The 24921-nt window shown below is 64.8% G+C and carries 23 protein-coding genes and 1 pseudogene; 12 read left to right on the top strand and 12 right to left on the bottom strand.

Going from position 1 to position 24921, the window contains the following annotated elements:
- Positions 1 to 108: 108 nt before the first annotated feature.
- The 6 genes from K359_RS58920 to K359_RS0120715 all read right to left on the bottom strand — a co-directional run bounded on the left by K359_RS58920 (position 109) and on the right by K359_RS0120715 (position 5871).
- A complete protein-coding gene (locus K359_RS58920; protein WP_198031162.1) occupies positions 109 to 1071 on the bottom strand; it encodes an outer membrane protein in 963 nt (320 codons plus the stop codon).
- Positions 1072 to 1256: 185 nt separating this feature from the next.
- On the bottom strand, positions 1257 to 1709 hold the full coding sequence (locus K359_RS0120735; RefSeq protein WP_029081058.1) for a hypothetical protein: 453 nt from the start codon (positions 1707 to 1709) through the stop codon (positions 1257 to 1259).
- Between the two features lie 35 nt (positions 1710 to 1744).
- On the bottom strand, positions 1745 to 2062 hold the full coding sequence (locus K359_RS52530) for a hypothetical protein (protein WP_051346237.1): 318 nt from the start codon (positions 2060 to 2062) through the stop codon (positions 1745 to 1747).
- A 239-nt stretch (positions 2063 to 2301) separates the two neighbouring features.
- Positions 2302 to 4302, bottom strand: coding sequence for a serine hydrolase (locus K359_RS52525; RefSeq protein WP_035976839.1), 2001 nt, complete (start codon positions 4300 to 4302; stop codon positions 2302 to 2304).
- A gap of 207 nt (positions 4303 to 4509) precedes the next feature.
- A complete protein-coding gene (locus K359_RS52520) occupies positions 4510 to 5001 on the bottom strand; it encodes a cupin domain-containing protein (RefSeq protein ID WP_198031161.1) in 492 nt (163 codons plus the stop codon).
- Positions 5002 to 5118: 117 nt separating this feature from the next.
- A complete protein-coding gene (locus K359_RS0120715) occupies positions 5119 to 5871 on the bottom strand; it encodes a M15 family metallopeptidase (protein ID WP_029081057.1) in 753 nt (250 codons plus the stop codon).
- Between the two features lie 213 nt (positions 5872 to 6084).
- Between K359_RS0120715 and K359_RS0120710 the strand changes: the two genes are divergently transcribed.
- The 3 genes from K359_RS0120710 to plsY all read left to right on the top strand — a co-directional run bounded on the left by K359_RS0120710 (position 6085) and on the right by plsY (position 9276).
- Positions 6085 to 7038, top strand: a complete 954-nt coding sequence (locus K359_RS0120710; protein WP_029081056.1) for an aspartate carbamoyltransferase catalytic subunit — start codon at positions 6085 to 6087, stop codon at positions 7036 to 7038.
- Positions 7039 to 7042: 4 nt separating this feature from the next.
- Positions 7043 to 8344, top strand: a complete 1302-nt coding sequence (locus K359_RS0120705) for a dihydroorotase (protein ID WP_029081055.1) — start codon at positions 7043 to 7045, stop codon at positions 8342 to 8344.
- 335 nt (positions 8345 to 8679) lie between these two features.
- A complete protein-coding gene (plsY, locus tag K359_RS0120695) occupies positions 8680 to 9276 on the top strand; it encodes a glycerol-3-phosphate 1-O-acyltransferase PlsY (protein WP_029081054.1) in 597 nt (198 codons plus the stop codon).
- Between the two features lie 13 nt (positions 9277 to 9289).
- Here the strand turns inward: plsY and K359_RS0120690 are convergent, their stop codons facing one another.
- The gene (locus K359_RS0120690; RefSeq protein ID WP_029081053.1) at positions 9290 to 10528 is read right to left on the bottom strand and encodes an amidase; all 1239 of its coding nucleotides are present in this window, start codon (positions 10526 to 10528) and stop codon (positions 9290 to 9292) included.
- A 102-nt stretch (positions 10529 to 10630) separates the two neighbouring features.
- Between K359_RS0120690 and dprA the strand changes: the two genes are divergently transcribed.
- Entirely contained in the window at positions 10631 to 11746 is a 1116-nt protein-coding gene (gene dprA / locus K359_RS0120685) for a DNA-processing protein DprA (RefSeq protein ID WP_029081052.1), read from the top strand.
- 144 nt (positions 11747 to 11890) lie between these two features.
- Here dprA and K359_RS0120680 read toward each other — a convergent pair whose 3' ends face one another.
- Positions 11891 to 12289 (bottom strand): helix-turn-helix domain-containing protein, encoded by a 399-nt coding sequence (locus tag K359_RS0120680; protein ID WP_029081051.1) that lies wholly within the window; start codon positions 12287 to 12289, stop codon positions 11891 to 11893.
- A gap of 99 nt (positions 12290 to 12388) precedes the next feature.
- Between K359_RS0120680 and K359_RS0120675 the strand changes: the two genes are divergently transcribed.
- On the top strand, positions 12389 to 12997 hold the full coding sequence (locus tag K359_RS0120675) for an FMN-dependent NADH-azoreductase (RefSeq protein ID WP_029081050.1): 609 nt from the start codon (positions 12389 to 12391) through the stop codon (positions 12995 to 12997).
- Between the two features lie 180 nt (positions 12998 to 13177).
- On the opposite strand, the gene K359_RS63340 is transcribed toward K359_RS0120675, so the two are convergent.
- Both K359_RS63340 and K359_RS0120665 read right to left on the bottom strand, forming a co-directional pair.
- Positions 13178 to 13336 carry a hypothetical protein gene (locus K359_RS63340; RefSeq protein ID WP_165123978.1) on the bottom strand — a complete coding sequence of 53 codons (159 nt, stop codon included), beginning with the start codon at positions 13334 to 13336 and terminating at the stop codon, positions 13178 to 13180.
- 158 nt (positions 13337 to 13494) lie between these two features.
- Positions 13495 to 14268: an SDR family NAD(P)-dependent oxidoreductase gene (locus tag K359_RS0120665; RefSeq protein WP_029081049.1), complete on the bottom strand. Its 774-nt coding sequence runs from the start codon at positions 14266 to 14268 to the stop codon at positions 13495 to 13497.
- A gap of 109 nt (positions 14269 to 14377) precedes the next feature.
- On the opposite strand from K359_RS0120665, the gene K359_RS0120660 reads away from it, so the two are divergent.
- The 5 genes from K359_RS0120660 to K359_RS0120640 all read left to right on the top strand — a co-directional run bounded on the left by K359_RS0120660 (position 14378) and on the right by K359_RS0120640 (position 22131).
- Positions 14378 to 14851 (top strand): helix-turn-helix domain-containing protein, encoded by a 474-nt coding sequence (locus K359_RS0120660; protein WP_029081048.1) that lies wholly within the window; start codon positions 14378 to 14380, stop codon positions 14849 to 14851.
- A gap of 930 nt (positions 14852 to 15781) precedes the next feature.
- Positions 15782 to 18541 carry a type I DNA topoisomerase gene (topA, locus tag K359_RS0120655; RefSeq protein WP_029081047.1) on the top strand — a complete coding sequence of 920 codons (2760 nt, stop codon included), beginning with the start codon at positions 15782 to 15784 and terminating at the stop codon, positions 18539 to 18541.
- A complete protein-coding gene (gene rnr / locus K359_RS0120650; RefSeq protein WP_029081046.1) occupies positions 18542 to 20917 on the top strand; it encodes a ribonuclease R in 2376 nt (791 codons plus the stop codon).
- Positions 20908 to 21345, top strand: coding sequence for a DUF983 domain-containing protein (locus tag K359_RS0120645; RefSeq protein WP_029081045.1), 438 nt, complete (start codon positions 20908 to 20910; stop codon positions 21343 to 21345). Before rnr ends, K359_RS0120645 begins: the two co-directional genes overlap by 10 nt.
- Positions 21346 to 21381: 36 nt before the next feature.
- The gene (locus K359_RS0120640; protein WP_029081044.1) at positions 21382 to 22131 is read left to right on the top strand and encodes an NUDIX domain-containing protein; all 750 of its coding nucleotides are present in this window, start codon (positions 21382 to 21384) and stop codon (positions 22129 to 22131) included.
- Positions 22132 to 22159: 28 nt separating this feature from the next.
- Here the strand turns inward: K359_RS0120640 and K359_RS0120635 are convergent, their stop codons facing one another.
- The gene (locus tag K359_RS0120635; protein ID WP_035976837.1) at positions 22160 to 22666 is read right to left on the bottom strand and encodes a hypothetical protein; all 507 of its coding nucleotides are present in this window, start codon (positions 22664 to 22666) and stop codon (positions 22160 to 22162) included.
- 147 nt (positions 22667 to 22813) lie between these two features.
- Between K359_RS0120635 and K359_RS0120630 the strand changes: the two genes are divergently transcribed.
- On the top strand, positions 22814 to 24139 hold the full coding sequence (locus K359_RS0120630) for an LLM class flavin-dependent oxidoreductase (protein ID WP_029081042.1): 1326 nt from the start codon (positions 22814 to 22816) through the stop codon (positions 24137 to 24139).
- A 20-nt stretch (positions 24140 to 24159) separates the two neighbouring features.
- Here the strand turns inward: K359_RS0120630 and K359_RS52515 are convergent, their stop codons facing one another.
- Complete coding sequence (locus tag K359_RS52515; RefSeq protein WP_156928584.1) at positions 24160 to 24774, bottom strand: hypothetical protein; 615 nt, start codon at positions 24772 to 24774, stop codon at positions 24160 to 24162.
- A gap of 1 nt (position 24775) precedes the next feature.
- Here K359_RS52515 and K359_RS61360 point away from each other — a divergent pair.
- Positions 24776 to 24921, top strand: a pseudogene (locus K359_RS61360) (IS5/IS1182 family transposase); the annotation flags it as partial.

The raw sequence follows: 24921 nt of genomic DNA, 5'->3' as shown, positions 1-24921 counted from the left end.
GGCCCGCGCGGTGCAGGCAGGTGACTTCCGTTCTGGCCCCGAAGTCGGGCATCGGTGAGAGATGATGAAGGCATGTCCGCTAAGGGCCAGAACCGGAAGTCGCCGCAATCAGATCAGTGGAATTGATAGTTCAGCCCGACGCGCAAGATGTTGTCGGTGAAATGGGTGTGCGTGGTGATAGTGCCGCTGAAGGGCGATGTGATTAACCCCGAAACCGGGCGGGTTGACGGACGCGCCAGGAAACGGGCCGATCGTGTCGAGCGATCCCAAGTCGACGTAGAGGTATTCCAATTTCCACGTCCAGCCCATCCCATACGAGATTTTACCCTCGACCCCTCCGCCAACCGCAAAGCCAACCTTCGTCCTGGAGTCGCTGAAAGCGTTCGCGCTGGGTGTAAGGGCAGCGTTGGTGTTTATTGACCCACTAACACCAGTAACGCCCGACACTTCGACGCGGCCAAAAGCCAAGCCGCCGGTCCCATAGACTAAAATCTGATCGGTTATCAAACCTCCAACACGCCCACGAACTGTCCCAAACCAGTTAATCTTGGCATCATACGTGGTCGCTGCGGTGCCGTTGAGCGTGCCAGTCAGAAGACAGGTCGGAGGGCCGTTATGAGGAAATACTACAGGCACTCCCGGTGGGCCCGCGGCCGCCAGCGTGCAAACTGTCGTTGAGAATGGAGCGGTAAACGTATTGCCCCCTCGCTCGCCCGAATCTTGAATATCGGCCTCGAAGCCCAACACCCATCTCGGGCTGAATTGATAGTTGTAGCCGACCTGACCACCGCCGCTGGCGCCATTTAGCTTTGCTGTATTCGAGCCCGCAACCGCAACGCTATTGTTTGGAAAGCCACCTAAGAAGGTTGGAAACACAACGGTGGTCGCGTTGCCTACGACATCGGCATCGGCATTGCCCCAGCTGTAACCGACGTTGCCGCCCACATACAATCCGGTCCAGCTATAGACCGGCGCGGGTGCGGGCGGCGGAGCCTTGACCGGGATTTCTGCCGCGAAAACGGGCGTTCCGACCAGCGCAATGGCTGCAACCGCATTTGCCAGCTTGTTCACTACGGCCTCCAACAATCGTCAAGGCTAACACGCTCCTACGGGCCGGGCTGTTACCCGTTCATCACGATGAAACATTTTTGCAGTGACGAAGTCCGAAATGGGTCGTTTGCAGACGTTCACGGCCGGTCAAGCCATGTCCGCTCTACCGCTAGACGCTGACAATCCCGGATTTATCAGTGCCTGCCCTAGATGCTTCCATGCCTGGGCGCATGGCGGCCGAGCCAGCGGTCGACCCAGTCGCTCGCGCGAGTGCGGCTCGCCTCCTTCCTGGACGCCTGGACAGGAAAAATGTCGCCGCTGCTCAGTTGCCGGTTATCGGGATAGGCCACCAGCTGCAGGTTCGACTCATGCGCGGCGCCATCCACCGGAGAGATGTAGGCAAACCGGATCTCGATCTTGTGCTTGATGTCGGCGCCTTGCCATTTGGGATGGTGGCGCGACAGCAGCTCGACAAGCTCGCAAGGCAACAGATCGGAGGTCGAGCTCCGCGACCCCTCGGTCTTCTCCATGTAGCATTGCTCCTTGACGCTGCTGACGCGCGCGTCGATCGGCCGGAAGTTCACCCGCTTGTCGAGCTCGCCATAGGCATAGAAGCCCGCGACGCCGATAGCGATGATCCCGTAGAGCCCCAGACGCATCGTCGAACTCCCATCCTGCCCGACCGCCCTGACGGTCAGATCGAACGCGTCTTCTCCGCCTTGCTCTTGGAGGCCAGCACCGGCAACACGTCACCGGCGCGCAGCGGCTTGCCGTTAGGGAAGTAGGACATCTGCAGGCTCGACTGGTGCGTGGCTCCATCGACCGGTGAGACATAGACGACGCGCACCTCGATCTTGTGCTTCACGTCATAGCCCTGCCACTTCGGATGCTCCTTGCGCAGCAGCTCGGCAGTTTCGCAGCGAGTCAGGTCGGACGTAAACGTCGTCTTGGTGATGACCCCGCGCTCGACCTTTTCGAGATAGCACTGCTCGTTGACGCCGCTGATGCGCATCGACGCGCTGGTAGTTCGCGCCCTTGTCGTACTGGTCGTAGATCGCGATGCCGGCAGCGCCGACGACAATGATTGCAATGGCTCCGAAACGCATGCTTCGTGCTCCCGTAATGCCCGCACATGATGCGACTGCAATTAAGGAGTGTTGAACGCGCGCTCAGCTACTTCAGCGATGGCAAGCTTTGTCTTGCGAAAATGCCTCGGATTTGAAGGAAATCCGATCCGGCTTTTGGCATCGGCTATTTCGTCGCCGGCGCGATGATCGCTGCCTTCTGCTCCCAGGGCCCGGGATTGAGGATGAGCCCGGAGACTTTGCCCGCCGCGTCGCGGACGAACGCGATCCTGGTGTGATCCTTGTCGTCCAGCGTGAATTCGTTGTTCGATGTGGCGACGAGCGGCGTCGCCTTGCCTTTCTCAAACGCGAGGAGCGGCCAGGCCCCCGCAGCTTCCGCGACGAGCTTGCCCTGCTCGACGCGAAGCTGAAGCTGAACCGTATCGACACTCCGCGCGGCCCGCACAACGCTGAGCTCGCTTCCACCGTCCTGCCCCTTGCGGGCGGTCTTGATCCTGATTGCCGTGTCGGCCTGCCCTCGCAGCCGGGCCATCACGTCGCCGAGCGAACGTCCCATGAGCGGCGTGCCGTCGAGCTCGGTGATCAGATCGCCCGCCATGACGCCGGCCTTGGCTGCGGGGCTGTTAGGAAGCGGCCGATTGATCCTCAGGCCCTCCGGCTCCATCGTGACGAACGCCTCGATGCCGAGCCAACCAGTTTTGCCGTCGGCCAGGCCCTGCCGGTCGCGCGAACTCACCGAGGCGCCGAAATCATACATCCCGGCAAAATCCGCGAGCGCCTCAGGGCTCGCCATCGCTGATCCCGCCGGCGGGGCAGACAAGGACGGCCCGGCAACCGTCAATGCGCCATAGGCGAGATGGTTGATCCCGGCGTAGCGCAGCGCTGCGCGCCCCTTGCTGCCGGGCGTCGCCTGGATCATCTGCAAGCCGATCAGTTTCTCCGCCGGATCGATCCAGAAATAGGTGCCCCAATGTCCGGCCCAGGAATAGCTTCCGACGGCGCCCGGTATCCAGCTGTAGACGGGATTGGTGCGTATCCCGAAGCCAAGTCCAAAGGTCGTCCCAGCACGGCCACCGACTTCGTCACCGCCAAAGATGTGAACATCCGGGGATAGCGCGTTCGTCGTCATCTGCTTCACCGCCTGCGGACTGAGCAGGCGCACGCCATCGAGCTCCCCCTCGTTGAGAAGCATCTGGCAAAAGCGCAGATAGTCGGGCGCGGTCGACACCAGTCCGCCGCCGCCGGAAAACAGCTTCGTCGGCTTCGTGACATCCCAGATCGGTGGCCGTTCCGGCATGGGAGAGTCGACCAGACGGTCGAGCTTCTCTTTCGGCACATAGAATCCGGTGTCGACCATATGCAACGGCGCAAAGATGCGGCTCTGCAGGAATTGGTCGAAAGACTGGCCGGACACGACCTCGACAATGCGGCCGAGCACGTCGACGCTCCAGCCATATTCATGAACCTCGCCCGGCTGATGGACGAGCGGCACGCGGGCCAGGCTGGACACGAAGTCCGCCAGTGTCCTGTCGCGTCGCCATACGACCACCGAGCCGTAGAGCATATGAATCGCCTGAATTGCCACATCGGCGTTCGCGTCCGAGAGACCACGTTCCGGATAGGCAAAGTCCAGTTCCGGATAGATCAGGCCGGAGGTATGCCGCAGCAGATCGCGAACCGTCATCGGCCGCTTCGGCGGATCGAGCCCGTATTCCGTCTTGCCGGTGGCCGGGTCGGTCTTTCGGAACGCGACTCGCATCTCCGCAAGCTCGGGCAGATACCGCGCAACCGGTGCATCGAGGTCGAGCTTGCCCTCGTCGACCAGCATCATGGCGGCGACGCTGGTCACCGGCTTCGACATCGACGCGATCCAGAAGATCGAATCCGTCTTCATCGGAACGGTTTTGGCGCGGTCCTGAAATCCGATCGCCTGCAAATAGGCGAGCTTGCCGCCCTTGGCGATCGCGACGACGGCGCCGGGCAAAAGGCCGTCCGACGGCGAGAAGGCATCGAAGCGGCCCTGGTACCAAGGCGCGATCCGCGCCAGCCGCGCGGCGGAGAAGCCCAGGCTCTTGGCGTCGCCCGGCGTCGTCAGTTCGTCGGCGGACGCCGGCCCCAACAAACAAAGCGCGATCGAGATCGTCCGTATCGACGCGATCAGTTTCATCCGGGGCATCTCCACATCAACGCGGGGTCGCTGCTCGCCGCATCGACGATTGCACGGATGAGACCCCCGCGGCGCGCCGATTTCCGCGCGGGATTGGCCGAATTCTGTAAACGGCCAGATTTACTTCGGAATCGGCGACTGAATTTGACGGCGTGACGATGCCACGTCCGCCTTGCGCTGTTGGGGTGGGCAAATGTTTGAGCCCGCCTAGGTGAATTCGGTCCCGTATTTGAGGGCGATCGCGTTGATCTGGTCCCGCATCAATTGCTTTCGCGGCTCGCCGGGTCGGCTGCAGGTTTCGCGAAAGAAACCGTCGAGGCCCGGGGGCACCATGATCCACAGCAGAACCAGTTCCTGATCTGGGCTACTGAATCCATGCCACGTGTTCCCGGGTATGAAAATCGTTCCGCCTCTCTCGCAGGGGTGGCGCACATCGTTGAGTGTGACCGTGCCGCTGCCTTCCAGAACGTAGAAGGCTTCGTCCCTGTCGAAGTGTCGGTGAAGGGGAATGCCCGAGCCCTTGGGTAGCTGCTGAATACCCAGGCCGAGATGATTGGACCCCGTTATGGGATCGGCCTTGATGAAGATGTTGCCGCCATCACGAAAATGGATCAGGTGTTCACCCTCTCCGGCGCCAAGCACATAGCCCTGCGGCACCGGGCTGTGCGACTTCGCCTCGATTGGCTTGCTGTCTGGCATCGCGTGCTCCATCGGCCGATACGCAACAATGAAAAGGCCACAATAGCAAAATGCAGCGCGAGCGACGCCCGTGGCCAAGGCGGCTTTGGGTCATTTTCTACAGCGGCAGCTGTGGTCCTAGCGCGCCCGCGTGATCGGGAAATCATAGGCGGCTGCGCCCGCGCCCGGCAGCGAGAAGTGCCACCATTCCTTCGAATAATTCACAAAACCCTGGCGGGCCATCGCCGCGACCAGCCTGGTCCGCCAGCTCCGCTGCGCCGGCGTGATGGAGCTGGCAGCGGTATGACCCTTCACGTCGGAGCAGTCATAGCCGGTGCCCATGTCGACGCTGCCTTCGGGCGCCCGCGCCGCGGCCGGCGCGGTGCAGTCGGCGTAAGCGCGCGCTGGATCGAACGTCGGCGAATTGTCCGCGGTCAGATCGACCAGCGTCAGATCGAGTGCAGCTCCGGTCGAATGACCGGAATGGGTGGCGATGTAGCCGAGGCGGAACAGATCGGCTTTCGAGAACGCCGGGTTGTAGCGCCGCTCGGCGGCGGTCTCCCTGCCGTTCTTCGACCACGCCACCATGTCGGCGACGGCACGGGCCGGCCGGTAGCAATCGAACATCTTCAGCGACAATTTCTGCCGCGCCAGTTCCTGCTGCACGGCCTTGAGCCGCAGCCCGACCTCGCGCTTCACCACGCATTCCGCCGCGCCATAGCCCGCGAGCGGCCGGCCCATGAAATTGTTCGAACTGGCGTAGCGGATGTCCTGGATGATGGTCGGATCGATGTCGCGCAGAAACGCGAAGCCGCCGGGCAGGCCCTGGGCCACGCCTTGGGCAAGGGCCGGTGAGACCAGGCCCACAACAGCGACGAGGATCACGACAATTTTCACCAGCTCTCGCTCCGGCGCAGTCGCCGGGCTCGTCCCAGCGATCCACGTCTTGTTCCGGAAAAGCCAGCAAAAGCAAGGCGTGGATGGCCTGCGACAAGCCAGGGCACGACGGCGGAGAAACCGGGCCACATCTTACTCGGGGAAAACTCCCCCTAGCCCTCTTCGCGCTTGCCCCACCGGCCATCCGCGCCTATAGCTCTCGCTTTAATGACCCCATCATTGAAATCGACATTTGTCCTCGGTCACCGGCATCTGCTGGGCATCGAGGGCCTTTCCGCTGACGACATCACGGGCCTGCTCGACCTCTCCGAGGAGTATGTCGAGCTCAACCGCCAAGTCGACAAGAAGCGCGCCAGCCTGCGCGGCCGCACCCAGGTCAATCTGTTCTTCGAGGCCTCGACCCGGACCCAGTCCTCGTTCGAGATCGCCGGAAAACGCCTGGGCGCCGACGTCATGAACATGTCGGTGTCATCGATGTCGACCCGCAAGGGCGAGACCTTAATGGACACCGCGGTGACGCTGAACGCGATGCACCCCGACATCCTGGTGGTGCGCCACCACGCCTCCGGCGCGGTCGAGCTGTTGGCGCGCAAGGTTGACGGTTCCGTGATCAATGCCGGCGACGGCGCCCACGAGCACCCGACCCAGGCGCTGCTGGACGCGCTGACCATCCGCCGCAACAAGGGCCGGCTCGAGGGGCTGACGATCGCGATCTGCGGCGACGTGCTGCATTCGCGCGTCGCGCGTTCCAATATCTTCCTGCTCAACACGATGGGCGCCCGCGTCCGCGTGGTGGCGCCCTCCACGCTGCTGCCGTCCGGCATCGAGCGGATGGGTGTCGAGGTCGCGCGCGACATGCGCGAGGGGCTGAACGGCGCCGACATTGTCATGATGCTGCGGCTGCAGCGCGAGCGCATGAACGGCTCCTTCGTGCCGTCGAGCCAGGAGTACTTCCACTATTTCGGCCTCGACCAGAAGAAGCTCGGTTACGCCAAGCCGGACGCGCTGGTGATGCATCCGGGCCCGATGAACCGTGGTGTCGAGATCGACACTTTCGTCGCCGACGGCGCGCAGTCGCTGATCCGTGAACAAGTTGAAATGGGTGTGGCAGTGCGCATGGCGGTGCTCGAAGCGCTCGCCCGCAACCTGCCGAACGCGTGACGCCATGCTGACTGACCGCCGCCCCATCCTGCTCGCCAACGCCCGCGTCATCGATCCGTCCCGCGACTTCGACGGTCCGGGCGACGTCCTGATCGCCGACGGCGTGATCCGTGACGCCAAGCGCGGCATCGGCGCCGCCGGCGTCCCCGAAGGCACCGACATCGTCAATTGCGCCGGCAAGATCGTGGCCCCCGGCCTGATCGACATGCGCGCCTTCGTCGGCGAACCCGGCGCGAGCCATCGCGAGACCTTTGCCTCCGCCAGCCAAGCCGCGGCCGCCGGCGGCATCACCACCATCATCTGCCAGCCCGACACCTCGCCGGTGATCGACAATTCCGCGACCGTCGACTTCGTGCTGCGGCGCGCCCGCGACACCGCGATCGTCAACATCCATCCGATGGCGGCCCTGACCAAGGGCATGCAGGGCCAGGAGATGACCGAGATCGGCCTTCTGAAGGCCGCCGGCGCGGTCGCCTTCACCGACGGCGACCGCAGCGTCACCAACGCCCAGGTGATGCGGCGCGCGCTGACCTATGCCCGCGATTTCGACGCGCTGATCGTGCATCACACCGAGGACCCGAACCTGGTGGGCGAAGGCGTCATGAACGAGGGCGAATTCGCGACCCGGCTCGGGCTTGCCGGAATTCCCACCGCCGCCGAGTCAATCATGCTCGAGCGCGACATGCGGCTGGCGGGGCTGACCGGCGGGCGCTATCACGCGGCCTCGCTGACCTCGACCGAGTCGCTGGAGATCCTCAAGCGCGCCCGCGACTCCGGCTACAACGTTTCGGCCTCGGTCTCGATCAACCACGTCACGCTGAACGAGAACGACATCGGCCCCTACCGCACCTTCCTCAAGCTGGCGCCGCCGCTGCGCACCGAGGACGATCGCAGGGCGCTGGTCGCAGCTTTGGCCTCCGGGTTGATCGACGTCGTGATGAGCGATCACAATCCGCAGGACGTCGAGGTCAAGCGGCTGCCGTTCGCGGAAGCGGCGAGCGGCGCGGTCGGCTTGCAGACCATGCTGCCGGCAGCGCTGCGGCTGATCCACAATGGCGAGATGGATTTCAAGACGCTGATCCGGGCGATGTCGACCCGGCCGGCGGAACTGCTCGGCCTACCCGGCGGCACGCTGCGCGCAGGCGCCCCTGCCGACATCATCGTGATCGACGCCGACACGCCCTGGGTGCTCGACCGCGACGATCTCAAATCGCTGTGCAAGAATACGCCGTTCGACGACGCCCGCTTCTCCGGCCGCGTGACGCGGACGATCGTCGGCGGACGGACCGTGTACGAGCACGTCTAAAGCTAAAGCGTTTTCGGGCGAAGTGGATACCGGTTCGCGTGAAGAAAACGCGTCAAAACAAAAAATTGGAGCCCCGTTCCGATGCAATCGGAACGGAAAAGGCTCTAAATCTGAGTGGAACTCAACGCGCCGCGAGCTGCAACATCGCTTCCATCGTCGTTCCGACGACGATAGCTGCGACGTAAACGACAAAGAACAGCTGCTCCAACCGCCTGCGAACAGAAGCCATGATAAGCTCCCTCATTTCCAACGCCATGGTTGCGGGTTGATGGTTAATATTTCATTGACGGAATTGGCCGAAATCGACCGGACCGGCCGTCCAGGGAACCGCCGCGATGTCTGCTGACGCGATGCTGCTGCCCGCCTTCCTGATCGGCTATCTCCTAGGCTCGATCCCGTTCGGCATGGTCCTGACCAGGCTCGCCGGCACCCAAGATCTGCGAACCATCGGCTCAGGCAATATCGGCGCCACCAACGTGCTGCGCACCGGCCGCAAGGGCCTCGCCGCGGCGACGCTGATCGGCGACATGCTGAAGGGCACTGTCGCCGTCATCATCGCGGGCACGATCGACGGCCCGAACGCCGCGATGCTGGCGGCGCTCGGCGCGTTCCTCGGCCACCTTTTCCCGGTCTGGCTCAGGTTTCGCGGCGGCAAGGGCGTCGCCACCTACCTCGGCGTGCTGCTCGGCCTGTTCTGGCCGGCGGCGCTGATCTTCGCCGTGATCTGGCTCGGCACCGCCTACACCACGCGCTACTCGTCGCTCTCGGCGCTGATCGCCGCATTCGTGACGCCGCTGTTCCTGTGGTGGTTCGGCCACAACGCCCTCGCCTCGCTGTTCGCCGTGCTGACGCTGCTGTTGTTCTACACGCACCGCGAAAACATCCAGCGCCTGCAGGCCGGCACTGAAGGCAAGATCGGCGAGAAGAAGTAGCGCAATCGCACCGCTACCGCTTCAGCGCATCCTCGACAAAGCTCGCCGCCGCCAGCGCCTTGGCATCGCCGCCAAACCCCGCGATCACGGTCACGCCGACCGGCAATCCGCCCTCGGCGATCAGCGTCGGGACGTTGACGCAGGGCACGCCCATCAAGGTCCAGAGCCGGTTGTAACGGGGGTCGCCGGTCGATGCCAAACCCGCGGGAGCGGCGCCCGGCGCCGACAGTGTCAGCAGCACGTCGACCTCGGCGAAGATCGCGGCCAGCGCCTGCCGCGCGCGCAGCGTGATGTCCATCGCCGCGTCGTATTCGGCCGGCGTGCCGCCCTTGCTCTCGTCGAGCCGGCCGCGCAGCAGCGGCGGCATCGCATCGTAGTGCTGGCCATACTCCCAGGCGAACGATTGATGCGCCTCGAACTCTTGCACCACCGGATGGATCCGCCACGCCTCGGCGACGATCTCAGGCATCGCGAGTTCGCGAACGGTCGCACCCGCCTGCTCCGCCGCCCGCGCCGCCTTCTGCAACGCCTCCGCGCCGGACGTTTCAGGTGCGCCGGCAAAAGCCTGCGTCACCACGACGATGCGCGGCGCCGCGACCGAAGACGGCACGATCAGTTCCGGCCGCTTGGTCATCGCAGCCAGCCCCAGCGCGACATCGCGCACGCCGGCGCCGAACAGCCCGACGGTATCGAGCGTCCAGGAAAAACACTTCACGCCGACGGTCGGCAGCAGCCGGTAGCTCGGCTTGATCGCGGCGACGCCGCAGAACGAGGCCGGCCGGATCACCGAGCCGCCGGTCTGCGTGCCCAAGGCCAGCGGGATCATCCCGGCGGCAACCGCGGCGGCCGAGCCCGACGACGATCCACCCGGTGTGTGCGCGTGATTGTGCGGATTGAGGGTTGCGGTCGGATCGTTCGCCGCGAATGCCGTCGTCGTGGTCTTGCCGATGATAGTGGCGCCGGCCTGCTTCAGCGCCATCACGACAGGCGCATCGGCGCGCGGCTGATGGGCGCGATAGATCGCAGCCCCCATCTCGGTCGGGAAGTCAGCGGTATCGATGATGTCCTTGATGCCGACCGCAATACCGCGCAGCGGCCCGGCAGTCTGCCCCCGCGCCTTGTCGTCATGGCGGACGAAGGCGCCAATGGTCTTTTCCAACGCGCCGATCGCCTCCAGCGACTGGCCGATGGCGGCCTCGGGCGACAGCGCGCCCTGCTCGATACGCGCTTTGACGTCGGCAAGTGAGATCATGGTCGGCTTCCCCGGAATTGGCGACCGCTTGTAGCGCGTCACGCCCACTGCGCCAATGTCGTGGTTGATCACAATCCCAGGTTGGGCGAAGCTACGCTCCACATGCATGACCGGACGCCCAGCGCTGTAAAACTCACCGACACCGAGCGGCTCAACCGCCTGCGGCTGATCCGCTCCGACAATGTCGGCCCGCGCACCTTTGCATCGCTGCTGCGCCATTTTGGCGATGCGGCACACGCGCTGGAGCGCCTGCCCGATCTCGCGCGCCGCGGCGGCGCGTCGGGCCCCGGGCGCATCACGAGCGAGGCCGACGCGGTTGCTGAGCTCGCGGCCTGCGCGAGGCATGGCATCGACCTCATCGCGCCGGAGGAAGCGCATTATCCGGCGCGGCTTGCCACCATCGACGACGCGCCGCCGCTGCTTGCCGTGCGCGGCGCGCGCGACACCCTGATGCGCCCGATGATCGCGATCGTCGGCTCCCGAAATGCCTCCGGCGCCGGGCTGAAATTTGCAGGCACTCTCGCGCGCGATCTCGGCGACGCCGGCTTTGTCGTGATCTCCGGCCTCGCCCGCGGCATCGATCAGGCGGCGCATCGCGCGACCGTTGCGAGCGGCACGATCGCCGTGCTCGCCGGCGGCCACGACAGGATCTACCCGCCGGAGCATGAGGATCTGCTGGCTGCCCTGCTCGAGCGCGGTGCGGCGATCTCGGAGATGCCGCTCGGCCACGTACCGCGGGCGCGCGACTTCCCCCGCCGCAACCGGCTGATCTCGGGCGCCTCGCTCGGCGTCGTGGTGGTGGAGGCCGCACATCGCTCGGGCTCGCTGATCACGGCGCGGATGGCCGCCGAACAGGGCCGCGAGGTGTTCGCGGTGCCGGGCTCGCCGATCGATCCGCGCGACGCCGGCGCCAACGATTTGATCAAGCAGGGCGCCACGCTGGTCACCGAAGCCGCCGATGTCATCAGCGCGGTGACGCCGATCATGGAACGCCCCGTCATGCTTGGCGCGCGCGAGGAGGACGAGCCGCTGGACTTCGCCACCGATGCGTCCGATCGCGCCCGCATCATCAATCTGCTCGGGCCGAGCCCGATCAGCCTCGACGATCTGATCCGGATGGCCGATGTCTCGCCCGCCGTCGTCCGCGCGGTGCTGCTGGAGCTCGAACTCGCCGGCCGGCTCGAGCGGCACGGCGGCGGGCTGGTGTCGATGATTTAGCTTGCTACGCCGCCCGCACCGTCATCCTGAGGAGCCGCGCAGCGGCGTCTCGAAGGATGCACGGCCCCGATGTCGCCGAGTTGAGAGAACCGGGCCGTTGACCCTTCGAGACGCGCGCAAGAGCGCGCTCCTCAGGGTGACGGATCACTCGTTACGTCCGTCAAACCGCGTCCGCGCACCTTCGATCTCCGGCAGATGCGCGAACGCCCATTCGCCGAGCGCCTTCACGGGCTCCGCCAACCCGCGGCCGAGATCGGTCAGCTCGTAGTCGACCCGCGGCGGGATGGTCGGAAACACCGTGCGGGTCACCAGGCCGTCGCGCTCCAGGCCGCGCAGCGTGAGTGTCAGCATCCGCTGCGAAATGCCGCTGATCATGCGCTTCAATTCGTTGAAGCGCTTCGGCCCGTCGATCAGCATCATGATCACGAACACGCTCCATTTGTCGCCGACCCGCGCCAGCACGGAGGCGACCGCGCGGCAATCGCTGTGATCGGGACTGGGCCGCGGCGGCGGGGCAGTCACATGGATGTTCTCAGGTCTCATCGCTGTGCTCGGGTTTCAAAAATGTGCGTTCTTGCGGACATTTAGGGCGGTCACTCATATAGCGCCAGTTACAAACCTATACCAAAGGTGACCCCTGCCATGAAACTTCTGCACATCGACTCCTCGGTCCTCGGCCCCCACTCCGTCAGCCGACAGGTCTCGGCCGCCGCCGTCGAGCGGCTGCGCCAGGCCAATCCCGGCCTCGTCGTGAGCTACCGCGATCTCACCAAAACCCCGCTCGCCCACCTCTCCGGCCTGCATTTGGCCGCGAGCCAAGGCGCCGCGCCGGACCCGTCGGTGCGCGACGATATCGCGACCGGCCAGGCTGTGCTGGACGAGTTCCTCGCCGCCGACATCGTGGTGATCGGCGCGCCGATGTACAATTTCACCATTCCCTCCCAGCTCAAGGCCTGGATCGACCGCGTCCTGGTTGCGGGCAAGACCTTCAAATACGACGCCACCGGCGTTCAGGGACTGGCTGGCAACAAGCGGGTCATCATCGCGATCTCGCGCGGCGGCTATTACGGCGCCGACACGCCGATGGCAGCCCTTGAGCATCTCGAGACCTATCTGCGCGGGGTGTTCGGCTTCATCGGTGTCAGGAATCTTGAATTCATCCCGGCCGACGGCATCCAGGTCGGTCCCGAGCATCGCGAAAAGGCGGTTGCAGGCGCGCTGCAGGCCGCCGGCAGCCTGAACGCCGCTTAACCCCAGAACCACTGTCGTCACCTGCGAAAGCAGGTGACCCAGTATCCCAGAGACGGCCGTTATTGAACCGAGAGGCCGCGACGTACTGGATACCCCGCATGCGCGGGGTATGACAGTTGTGGGCGGGACGAGGTCTTGGCCAAGCGGCAAGCGTGATGCGCGGGCGACTCGCCGGATGCCTCAGAACCAGACGCCCTGAATGCCGGCGATGACGGCGACGAGGGAGATCAACAAGCCGATGCCGGAAAACAGCGCGACCGTCACGAACTGTGCCGTGTCTGAATTCTCGGACGCGGACGAAACTCTGATCGGAGTCGCAATACGAGCTGCTTTGGGCATGACGGCACTCCAAATGATTCCGTGGTGAAAAAATTCCCCGCCCTTTTCAGGAGTCCCGGGAGTACGTCAAAGGTTCAATTCACGCAATGATAGTCGCGCACGCAATCGGCCGGTATGAAGCGCTTCACACCGGCCGGTTCGTTACAATGAGAAACAATTTAGCCGCGATAGATCGGCGCGCCGGCGGGCGAAGCCGTTGCGCCGCCATCGATGAACAGTTCCTGCCCTTGCACATGCGCCGCGTCGTCGGACGCCAGGAACAGCACGGTCTTCGAGATATGATCGGGCTCGCCGATGCGCCCGAGCGGCGTGGTCTTGCTGATCCGCGCCTCGAACACCTTCTCGGCCTCAGGCGTTGCGATCGCCGCGCCCCAGATCGGTGTCCGCACCGCGCCCGGCGCCACCACGTTGACGCGGATGTTGCGCGGCGACAGTTCTGACGCCATCACCCGCGCCATCGCGCGCACGCCGGCCTTGCTCGCGGCATAGGCCGAGTAGCCGGGATTGCCGAGCACCGAAATCACCGAGCCGTTGAGGATGATCGACGCGCCGTCGTTGAGATACGGCGCGACCGCCTGCACCGTGAAGAACACGCCGGTGAGATTGGTGCGGATCACATTTTCGAAAGCAGCCAGCGTGGTGCCGCCGACCGGCGTCTGGCCGGGAATGCCGGCATTGGCAAACAGCACGTCGTATTTGCCGAACTTCTCGGCGCCCTGCTTTACCGCGGCTTCCAGCGCCGCGACATCGGTGGCGTCAGCCACCACCGCCAGCGCGTTCGGCCCGAGTTCCCTGGCCGCCGCCGCAAGCGTCTCCTTGTTGCGCCCGGTGATGACGACCTTGGCGCCCTCGGCCACGAACAGTTTTGCCGTCGCAAGCCCGATGCCGCTGTTGCCGCCGGTGATCAACGCCGTCTTGTTTGCCAGTCTCATGTCCGCCTCCAGTTGGTTGCATTATTAAACTTCATTGCCTACCTAGGGCATCAGGTTTAATATTGCAACCACACAAGACCGTGATGGCCCAACTTCTGGAGACCGCGCCGTGAAACGAACCAGCCTCGCAGGCGATTCTTGCCCGGTGGCCCGCGCGCTCGACGTGTTCGGCGACTGGTGGTCGTTGCTGATCATCCGCGACGCCAGCCTCGGCCGGCGCCGCTTCGGCGAATTTCAGGCGAGCCTCGGCCTCGCCAAGAACATCCTCACCACGCGGCTGCGCACGCTGGTCGAGCGCGGCATCCTGAAGATGGTCCCCGCCTCCGACAGCAGCGCCTATCAGGAATATCTGCTGACGCCGAAGGGCCACGGCATCTTTCCGATCCTCGTCGCGCTCCGGCAATGGACCGAGGAGTTCGACGAGCACCCGGACGAGATCGCGACCATCCTGGTCGACCGCGACAAGGGCAAGCCGGTGAAGAAGCTCGCGCTGTTTTCGCAGGACGGCCGCGTGCTTGATGCCGCCGACACGGCGCTGAAGCCGCGGCCTCCTGCGAAGCGCGCGCGGCGTGTATCGGCCTAACTCCATTCATCAAGATGTCAACGGTGTTGCCCATTCGACACGACGGGCAACTCAGCAAAAGCTGTCAATCCTCGCGCGTGAAAATATTTCGCTTTATCAGAAATGTAACTCCCTGCGCCCTCTGTTCAAGTGAGGGCGAAACGAAATGCAAAGCTCGGACGATTCATGCCGCGAGAACATAGATGTTTGTCTCAGGGACCGCGCAACACGCTCAGTGTCGTCCCGGCGAAAGCCGGGATCCATAACCACCGATGCTGCTTGTCGCGCAACGCTGGAACGACGAGTCCCGGTCACAACAACCGCCGCGGCGTATGGGTCCCGGCCTGCGCCGGGACGACGCCAGGGAAGGAGCCGTGGGCTCTCTCCGCTGTCATGCCCGCGCGTGTGGGCATCCGGTACGCCGCGGCCTCTCGGCTCAAGCAGCGGCGTCTCTGGAATACTGGATCACCGCATGCGCGGGTGATGACACCCGTTGTCACGACAACTTCCTTCGGCTGCGGACACGCAACTGCTCATCGGCTTCCAGGCGGGCCATCGCGAACAGCCGGTCGAGGACCTCGAATTTGTGGCGCTGGGCGAGTTTGGCGAGTTCGGTCGCGGCGGCTGCGATCGGGACCAGAGCGTCATCCGGACCGCCGTCCCCACCTGTCTCGTCGCCCGCCGGATGCCTTGCGCTTCCGGCCGCCCCCTGTGCTGCTCAAAAGGCCTAGTCCGATTCCCACCCTATATATAAAGAGATACGCCGTTTCCGGCCGCAACTCTAGGACGTATTTTTCAACTCTTGGGATAGGAACTCCACAGCCTAGACCCTCCCTTCAATATCTGGCGATTTGACAGGGACCGCCTCAACACCCATGTTCGCCCCGACACGGCGGGCCGCGAGTCTAGCGGAACCCACCTTCAAGTTTTCCCGTAAGCTATTGGAATGACATGAATATCGTCATTGTTGAGTCGCCTGCCAAGGCCAAGACGATCAACAAATATCTGGGATCCTCCTATGAGGTCCTGGCGTCGTTTGGCCATGTCCGCGACCTCCCGGCCAAGAATGGTTCGGTCGATCCGGACGCCAATTTCCAGATGATCTGGGAGGTCGATGCCAAGGCCGCGGGCCGGCTCAACGACATCGCCAAGGCGCTGAAGGGCGCCGACCGTCTGATTCTCGCAACCGACCCTGATCGCGAGGGCGAGGCGATCTCCTGGCACGTGCTGGAGGTGATGAAGGAGAAGCGCGCGCTGAAGGACCAGAAGGTCGAGCGCGTGGTGTTCAACGCCATCACCAAGCAGGCCGTCACCGACGCCATGAAGGCGCCACGCCAGATCGACGGCGCGCTGGTCGACGCCTATATGGCGCGCCGTGCGCTGGACTATCTTGTCGGCTTCACGCTCTCGCCGGTGCTGTGGCGCAAGTTGCCCGGCGCCCGCTCCGCCGGCCGCGTGCAGTCGGTCGCGCTGCGGCTGGTCTGCGACCGCGAGCTCGAGATCGAGAAGTTCGTGCCGAGGGAGTACTGGTCGCTGGTCGCGACGCTGCTGACGCCGCGCGGCGACGCCTTCGAGGCGCGGCTGGTCGGCGCCGACGGCAAAAAGATCGCGCGGCTCGACATCGGCTCCGGCGCCGAAGCCGAGGACTTCAAGAAGGCGATCGAGGCCGCGCTGTTCAAGGTCGCGGCCGTCGAGGCCAAGCCGGCCCGGCGCAATCCGCAGGCCCCCTTCACCACCTCGACCCTGCAGCAGGAAGCGAGCCGCAAGCTCGGCTTCGCGCCGGCGCACACCATGCGCATTGCGCAGCGGCTGTATGAAGGCATCGACATCGGCGGCGAGACCACCGGTCTGATCACCTATATGCGAACCGACGGCGTCCAGATCGATCCGTCCGCGATCACCCAGGCCCGCAAGGTGATCGGCGAGGACTATGGCAACGCCTATGTGCCGGACGCGCCGCGCCAGTACCAGGCCAAGGCCAAGAACGCCCAGGAAGCGCACGAAGCGATCCGCCCGACCGATCTGTCGCGTCGCCCGGCCAGCATCGGCCGCCGGCTCGATACCGACCAGGCCAAGCTCTATGAGCTGATCTGGAAGCGCACCATTGCGAGCCAGATGGAGTCGGCCGAACTCGAGCGCACCACTGTCGACATCGAAGCCAAGTCCGGCGCCCGCACACTCGAGCTGCGCGCCTCCGGCCAGGTCATCAAGTTCGACGGCTTCCTCGCGCTCTATCAGGAAAGCCGTGACGACGAGGAGGACGAGGATTCGCGCCGCCTGCCCGCGATGAGCCAGGGCGAAGCGGTGAAGCGCCAGAGCCTTGCCGTCACCCAGCATTTCACCGAGCCGCCGCCGCGCTTCTCGGAAGCCTCGCTGGTGAAGCGGATGGAAGAGCTCGGCATCGGCCGGCCCTCGACCTACGCCTCGATCCTGCAGGTCCTGAAGGACCGCGGCTACGTCAAGCTCGAGAAGAAGCGGCTGCACGGCGAGGACAAGGGCCGCGTCGTGGTCGCGTTCCTGGAAAACTTCTTCTCGCGATACGTCGAATACGACTTCACGGCCGATCTCGAGGAACAGCTCGATCGCGTCTCCAACAACGAGATCTCCTGGCAGCAGGTGCTGAAGGATTTCTGGAGCGGCTTCATCGGCGCGGTGAACGACATCAAGGATCTGCGCGTCGCCGAGGTGCTCGATGCGCTCGACGAGATGCTGGGCCCGCACATCTATCCGCCGCGCGCGGATGGCGGTGACGTTAGGCAGTGTCCGACCTGCGGCACCGGGCGGCTCAACCTGAAGGCCGGCAAGTTCGGCGCCTTCGTCGGCTGCTCGAACTATCCGGAATGCCGCTACACGCGGCCGCTCGCGGCCGACAGCGCCGAGAGCGCCGACCGCGTGCTCGGCACCGATCCCGACACCGGGTTCGATGTCACGGTGAAGGCCGGCCGTTTCGGCCCCTACATCCAGCTTGGCGAGCAGAAGGATTACGCCGAAGGCGAGAAGCCGAAGCGCGCGGGGATTCCGAAAGGTACCTCGCCTGCCGATGTCGATCTCGAACTGGCGCTGAAGCTGCTGTCGCTGCCGCGCGAGATCGGCAAGCATCCGGAAACCGGGCAGCCGATCACGGCCGGCCTCGGCCGGTTCGGGCCGTTCGTCAAGCACGAGAAGACCTATGCCAGCCTCGAGGCCGGCGACGAGGTGTTCGACATCGGATTGAACCGCGCTGTCACGCTGATCGCGGAGAAGATCGCCAAGGGTCCGAGCGGCCGCCGCTTCGGCGCCGACCCGGGCAAGCCGCTCGGCGACCACCCGACGCTGGGCGCTGTCGCGCTCAAGAACGGCCGTTACGGCGCCTATGTCGCGGCCGGCGGCGTTAACGCGACGATCCCGAGCGACAAGACGCCCGATGAGGTCACGCTTGCGGAGGCGATCGCGCTGATCGACGAGCGCGCGGCCAAGGGCGGCGGCAAGGCAAAGGGCAAGAAGGCGAAGGCGGCAAAGCCCGCAAAAGCCAAGGCCGAAACGGCCGACGGCGATGCCGAGGCCAAGCCCGCCAAGAAGGCGGCGTCCAAGAAGGCCGCGGCGAAACCAAAAACGGATGCGACCAGCAAGGCGCGCGCGCCGGTCGCCTCCAGTGCCAAGACGTCGCCTGCAAAGTCATCGGCACCCGCGAAAGCGCCCGCGAAGAAGAGCGCCGGCAAGGCACGAGGATAAGTGAAACCAAAACCCGACCATGGCTTTCCGGGCCGGGACGCCATCGTCGCCTTCATCCGCGCCAATCCAGGCAAGATCGGCACCCGCGAGATCGCGCGCGCGTTCGGCCTGAAGAACGCCGACCGCATCGAGTTGAAGCGGATCCTCCGCGAGCTCGCCGACGACGGCACGGTCGCCAAGCGCGGCCGCAAGATTCACGAGCCGGCGGCGCTGCCGCCGACCGTGCTCGCCGACATCACCGGCCGTGACAGCGACGGCGAGTTGATCGCCACACCCGCCGAGTGGGACTCCGAAGAAAACGGCACCGCCCCGAAAATCCGCATCGAGACGCCGCGGCGGCCGAAGCCCGGCACCGTCGCCGGCGTCGGCGACCGCGCGCTGTTGCGGGTCGAGGTGACCAACGAGCGCGACGGCACGCCCTATCGCGGTCGCGTCATCAAGGTGATCGATCACGGGCGAACCCGTATCCTCGGCATCTTCCGCAAGAACCCTGATGGCGGCGGCCGCCTGATCCCGGTCGACAAGAAACAGGCCGGCCGCGAGCTCAACATCGCCCAGGCCGACAGTGGCGGCGCCGAGGACGGCGACCTCATCAGCGTCGATTTGATCCGCACCCGCGGCTACGGGCTCGCCTCCGCCCGGGTCAAGGAACGGCTCGGCTCGATCGCAAGCGAGAAGGCCATCAGCCTGATCGCGATCAACACCCACGACATCCCGCAGGTGTTTTCGGCTTCTGCACTGCGCGAAGCCGAAGACGCAAAGCCCGCGACGCTGCAGGGCCGCGAGGACTGGCGCGACGTGCCGCTCGTCACCATCGATCCGCCGGACGCCAAGGATCACGACGACGCGGTTCATGCCGAGGCCGATCCCGATCCGAACAACAAGGGCGGCTTCATCGTCCATGTCGCGATCGCCGACGTCGCCTTCTATGTGCGGGCGGGCTCTGCGCTCGACCGCGACGCACTGCAGCGCGGCAACTCGGTGTATTTCCCCGATCGCGTGGTGCCGATGCTGCCCGAGCGGATATCCAACAATCTCTGCTCGCTGGTACCGGGCGAACCGCGCGGCGCGGTCGCGGTGCGGATGGTGATCGGCGCCGACGGCCGCAAGCGCTCGCACACCTTCCATCGCGTGCTGATGCGCTCGGCCGCGAAGCTTGCCTACGCGCAGGCGCAGGCCGCGATGGACGGCAGGCCCGACGACATCACCGGCCCCCTGGTCGATCCGATCCTGAAGCCGCTGTGGTCGGCCTATGAGTTGGTCAAGCTCGCGCGCAACGAGCGCGACCCGCTCGATCTCGATCTGCCCGAGCGCAAGATCCTGTTGAAGCCCGACGGCACCGTCGACCGGGTGATCGTGCCGCAGCGGCTTGATGCACACCGGCTGATCGAGGAGTTCATGATCCTCGCCAACGTCGCCGCGGCGGAGATGCTGGAGAAGAAGGCGCTGCCGCTGATCTACCGTGTGCACGACGAGCCGAGCCAGGAGAAGGTGCACAACCTCCAGGAATTCCTGAAGACGCTCGACCTGCCCTTCACCAAGCAGGGCGCGCTACGGCCCGCGCAATTCAACCGCGTGCTGGCGCAGGTCTCGGGCGAGGACTACGAGCCGCTGGTCAACGAGGTGGTGCTGCGCTCGCAGGCGCAGGCCGAATATTCCGCCGAGAACTACGGCCATTTCGGCTTGAACCTGCGCCGCTACGCGCATTTCACCTCGCCGATCCGGCGCTATGCCGATCTGATCGTGCATCGCGCGCTGATCCGCGCGCTTGGCCTCGGCGAAGGCGCCTTGCCGACGGATGAGACCGTGGAGACGCTGGCCGAAATCGCCGCGCAGATTTCCGTCACCGAGCGCCGCGCGATGAAGGCGGAGCGCGAGACCACCGACCGGCTGGTCGCGCATTTCCTTGCTGACAAGGTCGGCGCCTCGTTCCAGGGCCGGATTTCCGGCGTGACGCGATCCGGCCTGTTTGTGAAGCTCGATGACACCGGCGCCGATGGCCTGATCCCGATCCGCACCATCGGGAGCGAATATTTCAACTACGACGAAACCCGCCACGCGCTGATCGGCTCGCGCAGTGGAACCATGTATCGGCTTGGCGATGTCGTCGACGTGCGGCTGGTCGAAGCCGCGCCGGTAGCGGGCGCGCTGCGCTTTGAGCTATTATCCGGCGGTCAGGCAATTCCGCGCGGCAGAAAACGCGACGGCGCAAGGCCCGAGCGCAGCGCTGCGGGATTTGGCAAGGGACCAGGCAAAGGAACTGGCAAAGGAACTGGCAAGAAGGCGCACAAGGAGCGGAAGGCGCGCAACAAGAAGGACCGCAAGCCGGCGAAGTCCAAGCCCGGCAAATCGAAGCGAGGCACGTCATGGAAGTGACACCGCCGACAGTGGTCTGGACTCGCGACGGAGCCGAGCCCGAGAAGCGCGACGTGTGGACCGCGATGAAGCGCGGGTTCCTCAGCCGCTGCCCGCGCTGCGGAAGAGGCAAGCTGTTTCGCAAGTTTCTCAAATGCGACGGCCATTGCCCGGTCTGCGACCTCGATTTCTCACCGCATCGCGCCGACGACCTGCCCGCCTATCTCGTCATCGTCATTGTCGGCCATATCGTGGTACCGACCGCGCTGTGGATCGAGACCGATTATTCGCCGCCGGTGTGGCTGCAACTTGCGATCTATCTGCCGTTCACGCTGTTCGCATCGCTGGCGCTGTTGCAGCCGGTGAAGGGAGCCGTGATCGGATTGCAATGGGCCCTGCGCATGCATGGCTTTGACGAAAATGCCCCTAGCGACATCCCACCGGTCTAGCTAAACCGGACCCCAAGAAGGAATGAAAGGGATGAAATGACTCAAGCTGCCGCACCCGCCGCCGTCGTCCACCAGGGCGAAAAAGAAGCCGATCATCATGCGTACTTCCGGCCGAAGGATGCGGCGACGCTGATCCTGATCGATCGCTCCGGTGCCAAGCCAAAGGTGCTGGTCGGCAAGCGCCACGACAAGGTGGTGTTCATGCCGGGCAAATTCGTCTTCCCCGGCGGCCGCGTCGACAAGGCCGACAACCGCGTGCCGGTCGCAGCCCCGATCACGCCGGAGCTCGAAGCCAATCTGCTCAAGGGTAGCCCGAAGATCACGCCCGGCCGCGCGCGTGCGCTGGCCAATGCCGCGATCCGCGAAGCCTGCGAAGAGACCGGGCTCTGCCTCGGCCGCAAGGTTGAGAAGACACCGAAGGTGGACGGTCCCTGGGCGCCGTTCGCCGCCGCCGGCCTGCTGCCCGATCCGTCCGGCCTGTTCCTGATTGCGCGCGCGATCACCCCGCCCGGCCGCGTCCGCCGCTTCGACACCCGCTTCTTCACCGCCGATGCCTCAGCGATCGCGCATCGCGTCGAAGGCGTCGTGCATGCCGACGCCGAGCTCGTCGAACTGGTCTGGGTCGAGATCGGCTCCGAGCCGCTCGCCGATGCGCACGCCATGACCAAGAACGTGCTCGCCGAACTCGACCGCCGTCTCGCCACCGGCCCGCTCCGCCACGACGCGCCGGTGCCGTTCTTCCATTTCTACGGCGGCAAGATGCACAAGGACGTGCTGGGGGCATGACCCCTGCTGCGCCGGACGCAATGTCAGGTCAGTGCACGGCTGACATCACCGAGGGCAGCATGTGCGCGGCGACCACCCTGTGTCCCTCCGGCGTGAAGTGAATGTGGTCCGGTTGCAGATAATTGCGCAGGACTGCATTCCACCACATCGGGATCACGCGGATGCCCCGGCTGCGAAGCCGCGCCGCGAGCTCGGCAGCTTGATCCCCTTGATGCAATCGCCTGGCGTTCCAGCCGCCCCCGACCCGGTCGAGCAGCACGATCTTCGTTCCTGCGGGGACCGCGGAATCGAGCCGGGCCAGCATGCCCGCGTTGGTATCGCCGTTGATGCCGGCGTTGGTGACTTGAACGTGACGGCCCTTCGCCGCCAGCATGCCTTCCAGTTGTGCCGGCCAGGCGTCCGAACTGCTGACGCCCCGGCCCGCGACATTGCTTGCGCCGATCGCAACGATCTGCGCCCGCGCCGGGCTGCCAAGACAGAGCGCGATCGCGACCAGGAAGCCCCCGATCAGCCATGGCCTTGCCGGATAGATCATGTCCCCCTCCACGATGACAAAGGCGTCGGGTTGAAAATATCCTCTGCTCGTCGCCCAGATTGCAAGATTCTTCTTAAGGACCCTCATGGCGTTGTCCGCGGCGCTCCCTATCTGTTCCGCTAACGACACCAAGAACGGAACGGGGCAATGGCGAAGCGTCAACTCAAGCTCGGCGCGTTCATGCGGCCGATCAGCATCCACACCGGCGCCTGGCGCTATCCCGGGGCCTGGCCTGACGCCAATTTCAACTTCGACCATATCAAGCAGCTGATCCGGAAGCTCGAGGCCGGCAAGTTCGACGCGTTTTTCATGGCCGACCACCTGGCCGTGCTCAACATGCCGATCACCGCGCTGAAGCGCAGCCACACCGTGACCTCGTTCGAGCCGTTCACCCTGCTCTCGGCACTGTCGGCCGTCACCGAGCATATCGGCCTGATCGCGACCGGCTCGACCACCTTCGACGAGCCCTATCACGTCGCCCGGCGCTTCGCCTCGCTCGACCACATCTCCGGCGGCCGCGCCGGCTGGAATATCGTCACCACCTCCAATCCGGACGCGGCGCTGAATTTCGGCCTCGACGATCACATGGAGCACGCCGAGCGCTATAAGCGCGCCCGCGAGTTCTACGACGTCGTCACCGGCCTGTGGGATTCCTTCGCCGATGATGCGTTTGTTCGTGACGTCGAGTCCGGGCTGTTCGTCGATCCCGACAAGATGCATGTGCTCAACCACAAGGGCAAATATCTCTCGGTCCGCGGTCCGCTGAACATCGCCCGCCCCGTGCAGGGCTGGCCTGTCATCGTGCAGGCCGGCGCATCCGACGACGGCAGGCAGCTTGCGGCCGAGACCGCGGAAGCCGTGTTCACCGGCGGCGGCAGCCTTGCGGACGGACAAAAACTCTATGCCGACATCAAGGGCCGGATGGAGAAGATCGGCCGCGATCCCGAGCATCTGAGGATCCTGCCCGGCGCCTTCGTGGTGGTCGGCGACAGCGTCGAGGAAGCCAAGGAGAAGCGCGCGTTGCTCGACAGCCGCGTGCATTACGAGAGCGCGATCGCCTCGCTCTCGGTGATCCTCGGCACCGACGCGTCCGGCTTCGATCCCGACGGGCCGTTGCCGTCGATCCCGGAAACCAATGCCAGCAAGAGCGGCCGGCAGCGCCTCGTCGACGTCGCCGCGCGCGACAAGCTCACCGTGCGCCAGCTCGCCCAACGCGTCGGCGGCTATGGCGGGCTCGCCTTCGTCGGCACGCCGCAGACCATCGCCGATCAGATGGAGGAATGGCTGACCGGCCACGGCAGCGACGGCTTCAACATCATGTTCCCCTATCTGCCGCAGGGCCTGTTCGAGTTCGTCGACAAGGTCGTCCCCGAATTGCAGAAGCGCGGGATCTTCCGCAAGGAGTACGAAGGCAAGACCCTGCGCGAGAATCTGGGCCTGCCGCGGCCGAAGAACCAGTTTTTCGAGGCCTGATCGGGCGCAGACGATCGATGCTAGTCGGCGTCGGGCTCGGTGCCGACATAGTCCTTCGGCCGCAGCTTCAGCTCGGCACCGAGCGTCTGCGCAAACTCGTTCGCCTCGTCGCGGCGGCTGAAGGAGGACACTATGACTGGCCTCGTGCCGCGGCCTCCGCACAGGCTCACGTGATACGCGGTGAAGCTGCAATCGGGATCGGAGTGATCGATGATACTGATGAACTTGAACTCGCTGAGTTGGCGCAGGCTGCGAAACTTCAGCGGACCGAATTGCCTGGTGACGATCAGCCGCCGCGAAATCGGGTCGACCTCGATGAAGTAGCGCAGCGTCGCCAGGATCAGTCCGGGCACGCCGATCACCAGCGCAAAGCCGGTCAGAAACAGCAGCCCGACCCAGTCCTCGCTCCAGTAGCCCGATCCCGTCAGATCGACCTTGAGGATCAGGCCGATGTTGTAAGCGAAGTAGTCGCCCGTTAAGAAGCTTCCAGGCGACTGATCTGGAATCGTAATTTGGCTGGAATGACGTTCTGAGATTGCAAGGTTTTGGTGTTTTGTGCATCGGAAGCTTGCAATTTCGTTTTCGAGATTCCCTCGACGGGCGAAGCATGATTCCCTGTCCGCATCGGAGGGCACGATGCGGCCGAAGAAGCACAAAACGACGGGAGCGAACGATTTTTTCCGGGCGCGGCTCGACCAGATCATCAATCTGAAGCACGAGCTGGTCCGGCTCACCGGCAAGATCGATTGGGACTGGATCGACGGCGAGATCGCGCCGCTCTA

This window comes from Bradyrhizobium sp. th-b2, from assembly GCF_000426785.1.
In the GTDB taxonomy this organism is placed as follows: Bacteria; Pseudomonadota; Alphaproteobacteria; order Rhizobiales; family Xanthobacteraceae; genus Bradyrhizobium; species Bradyrhizobium septentrionale.
This window is presented reverse-complemented; position numbering and strand designations above follow the sequence as displayed.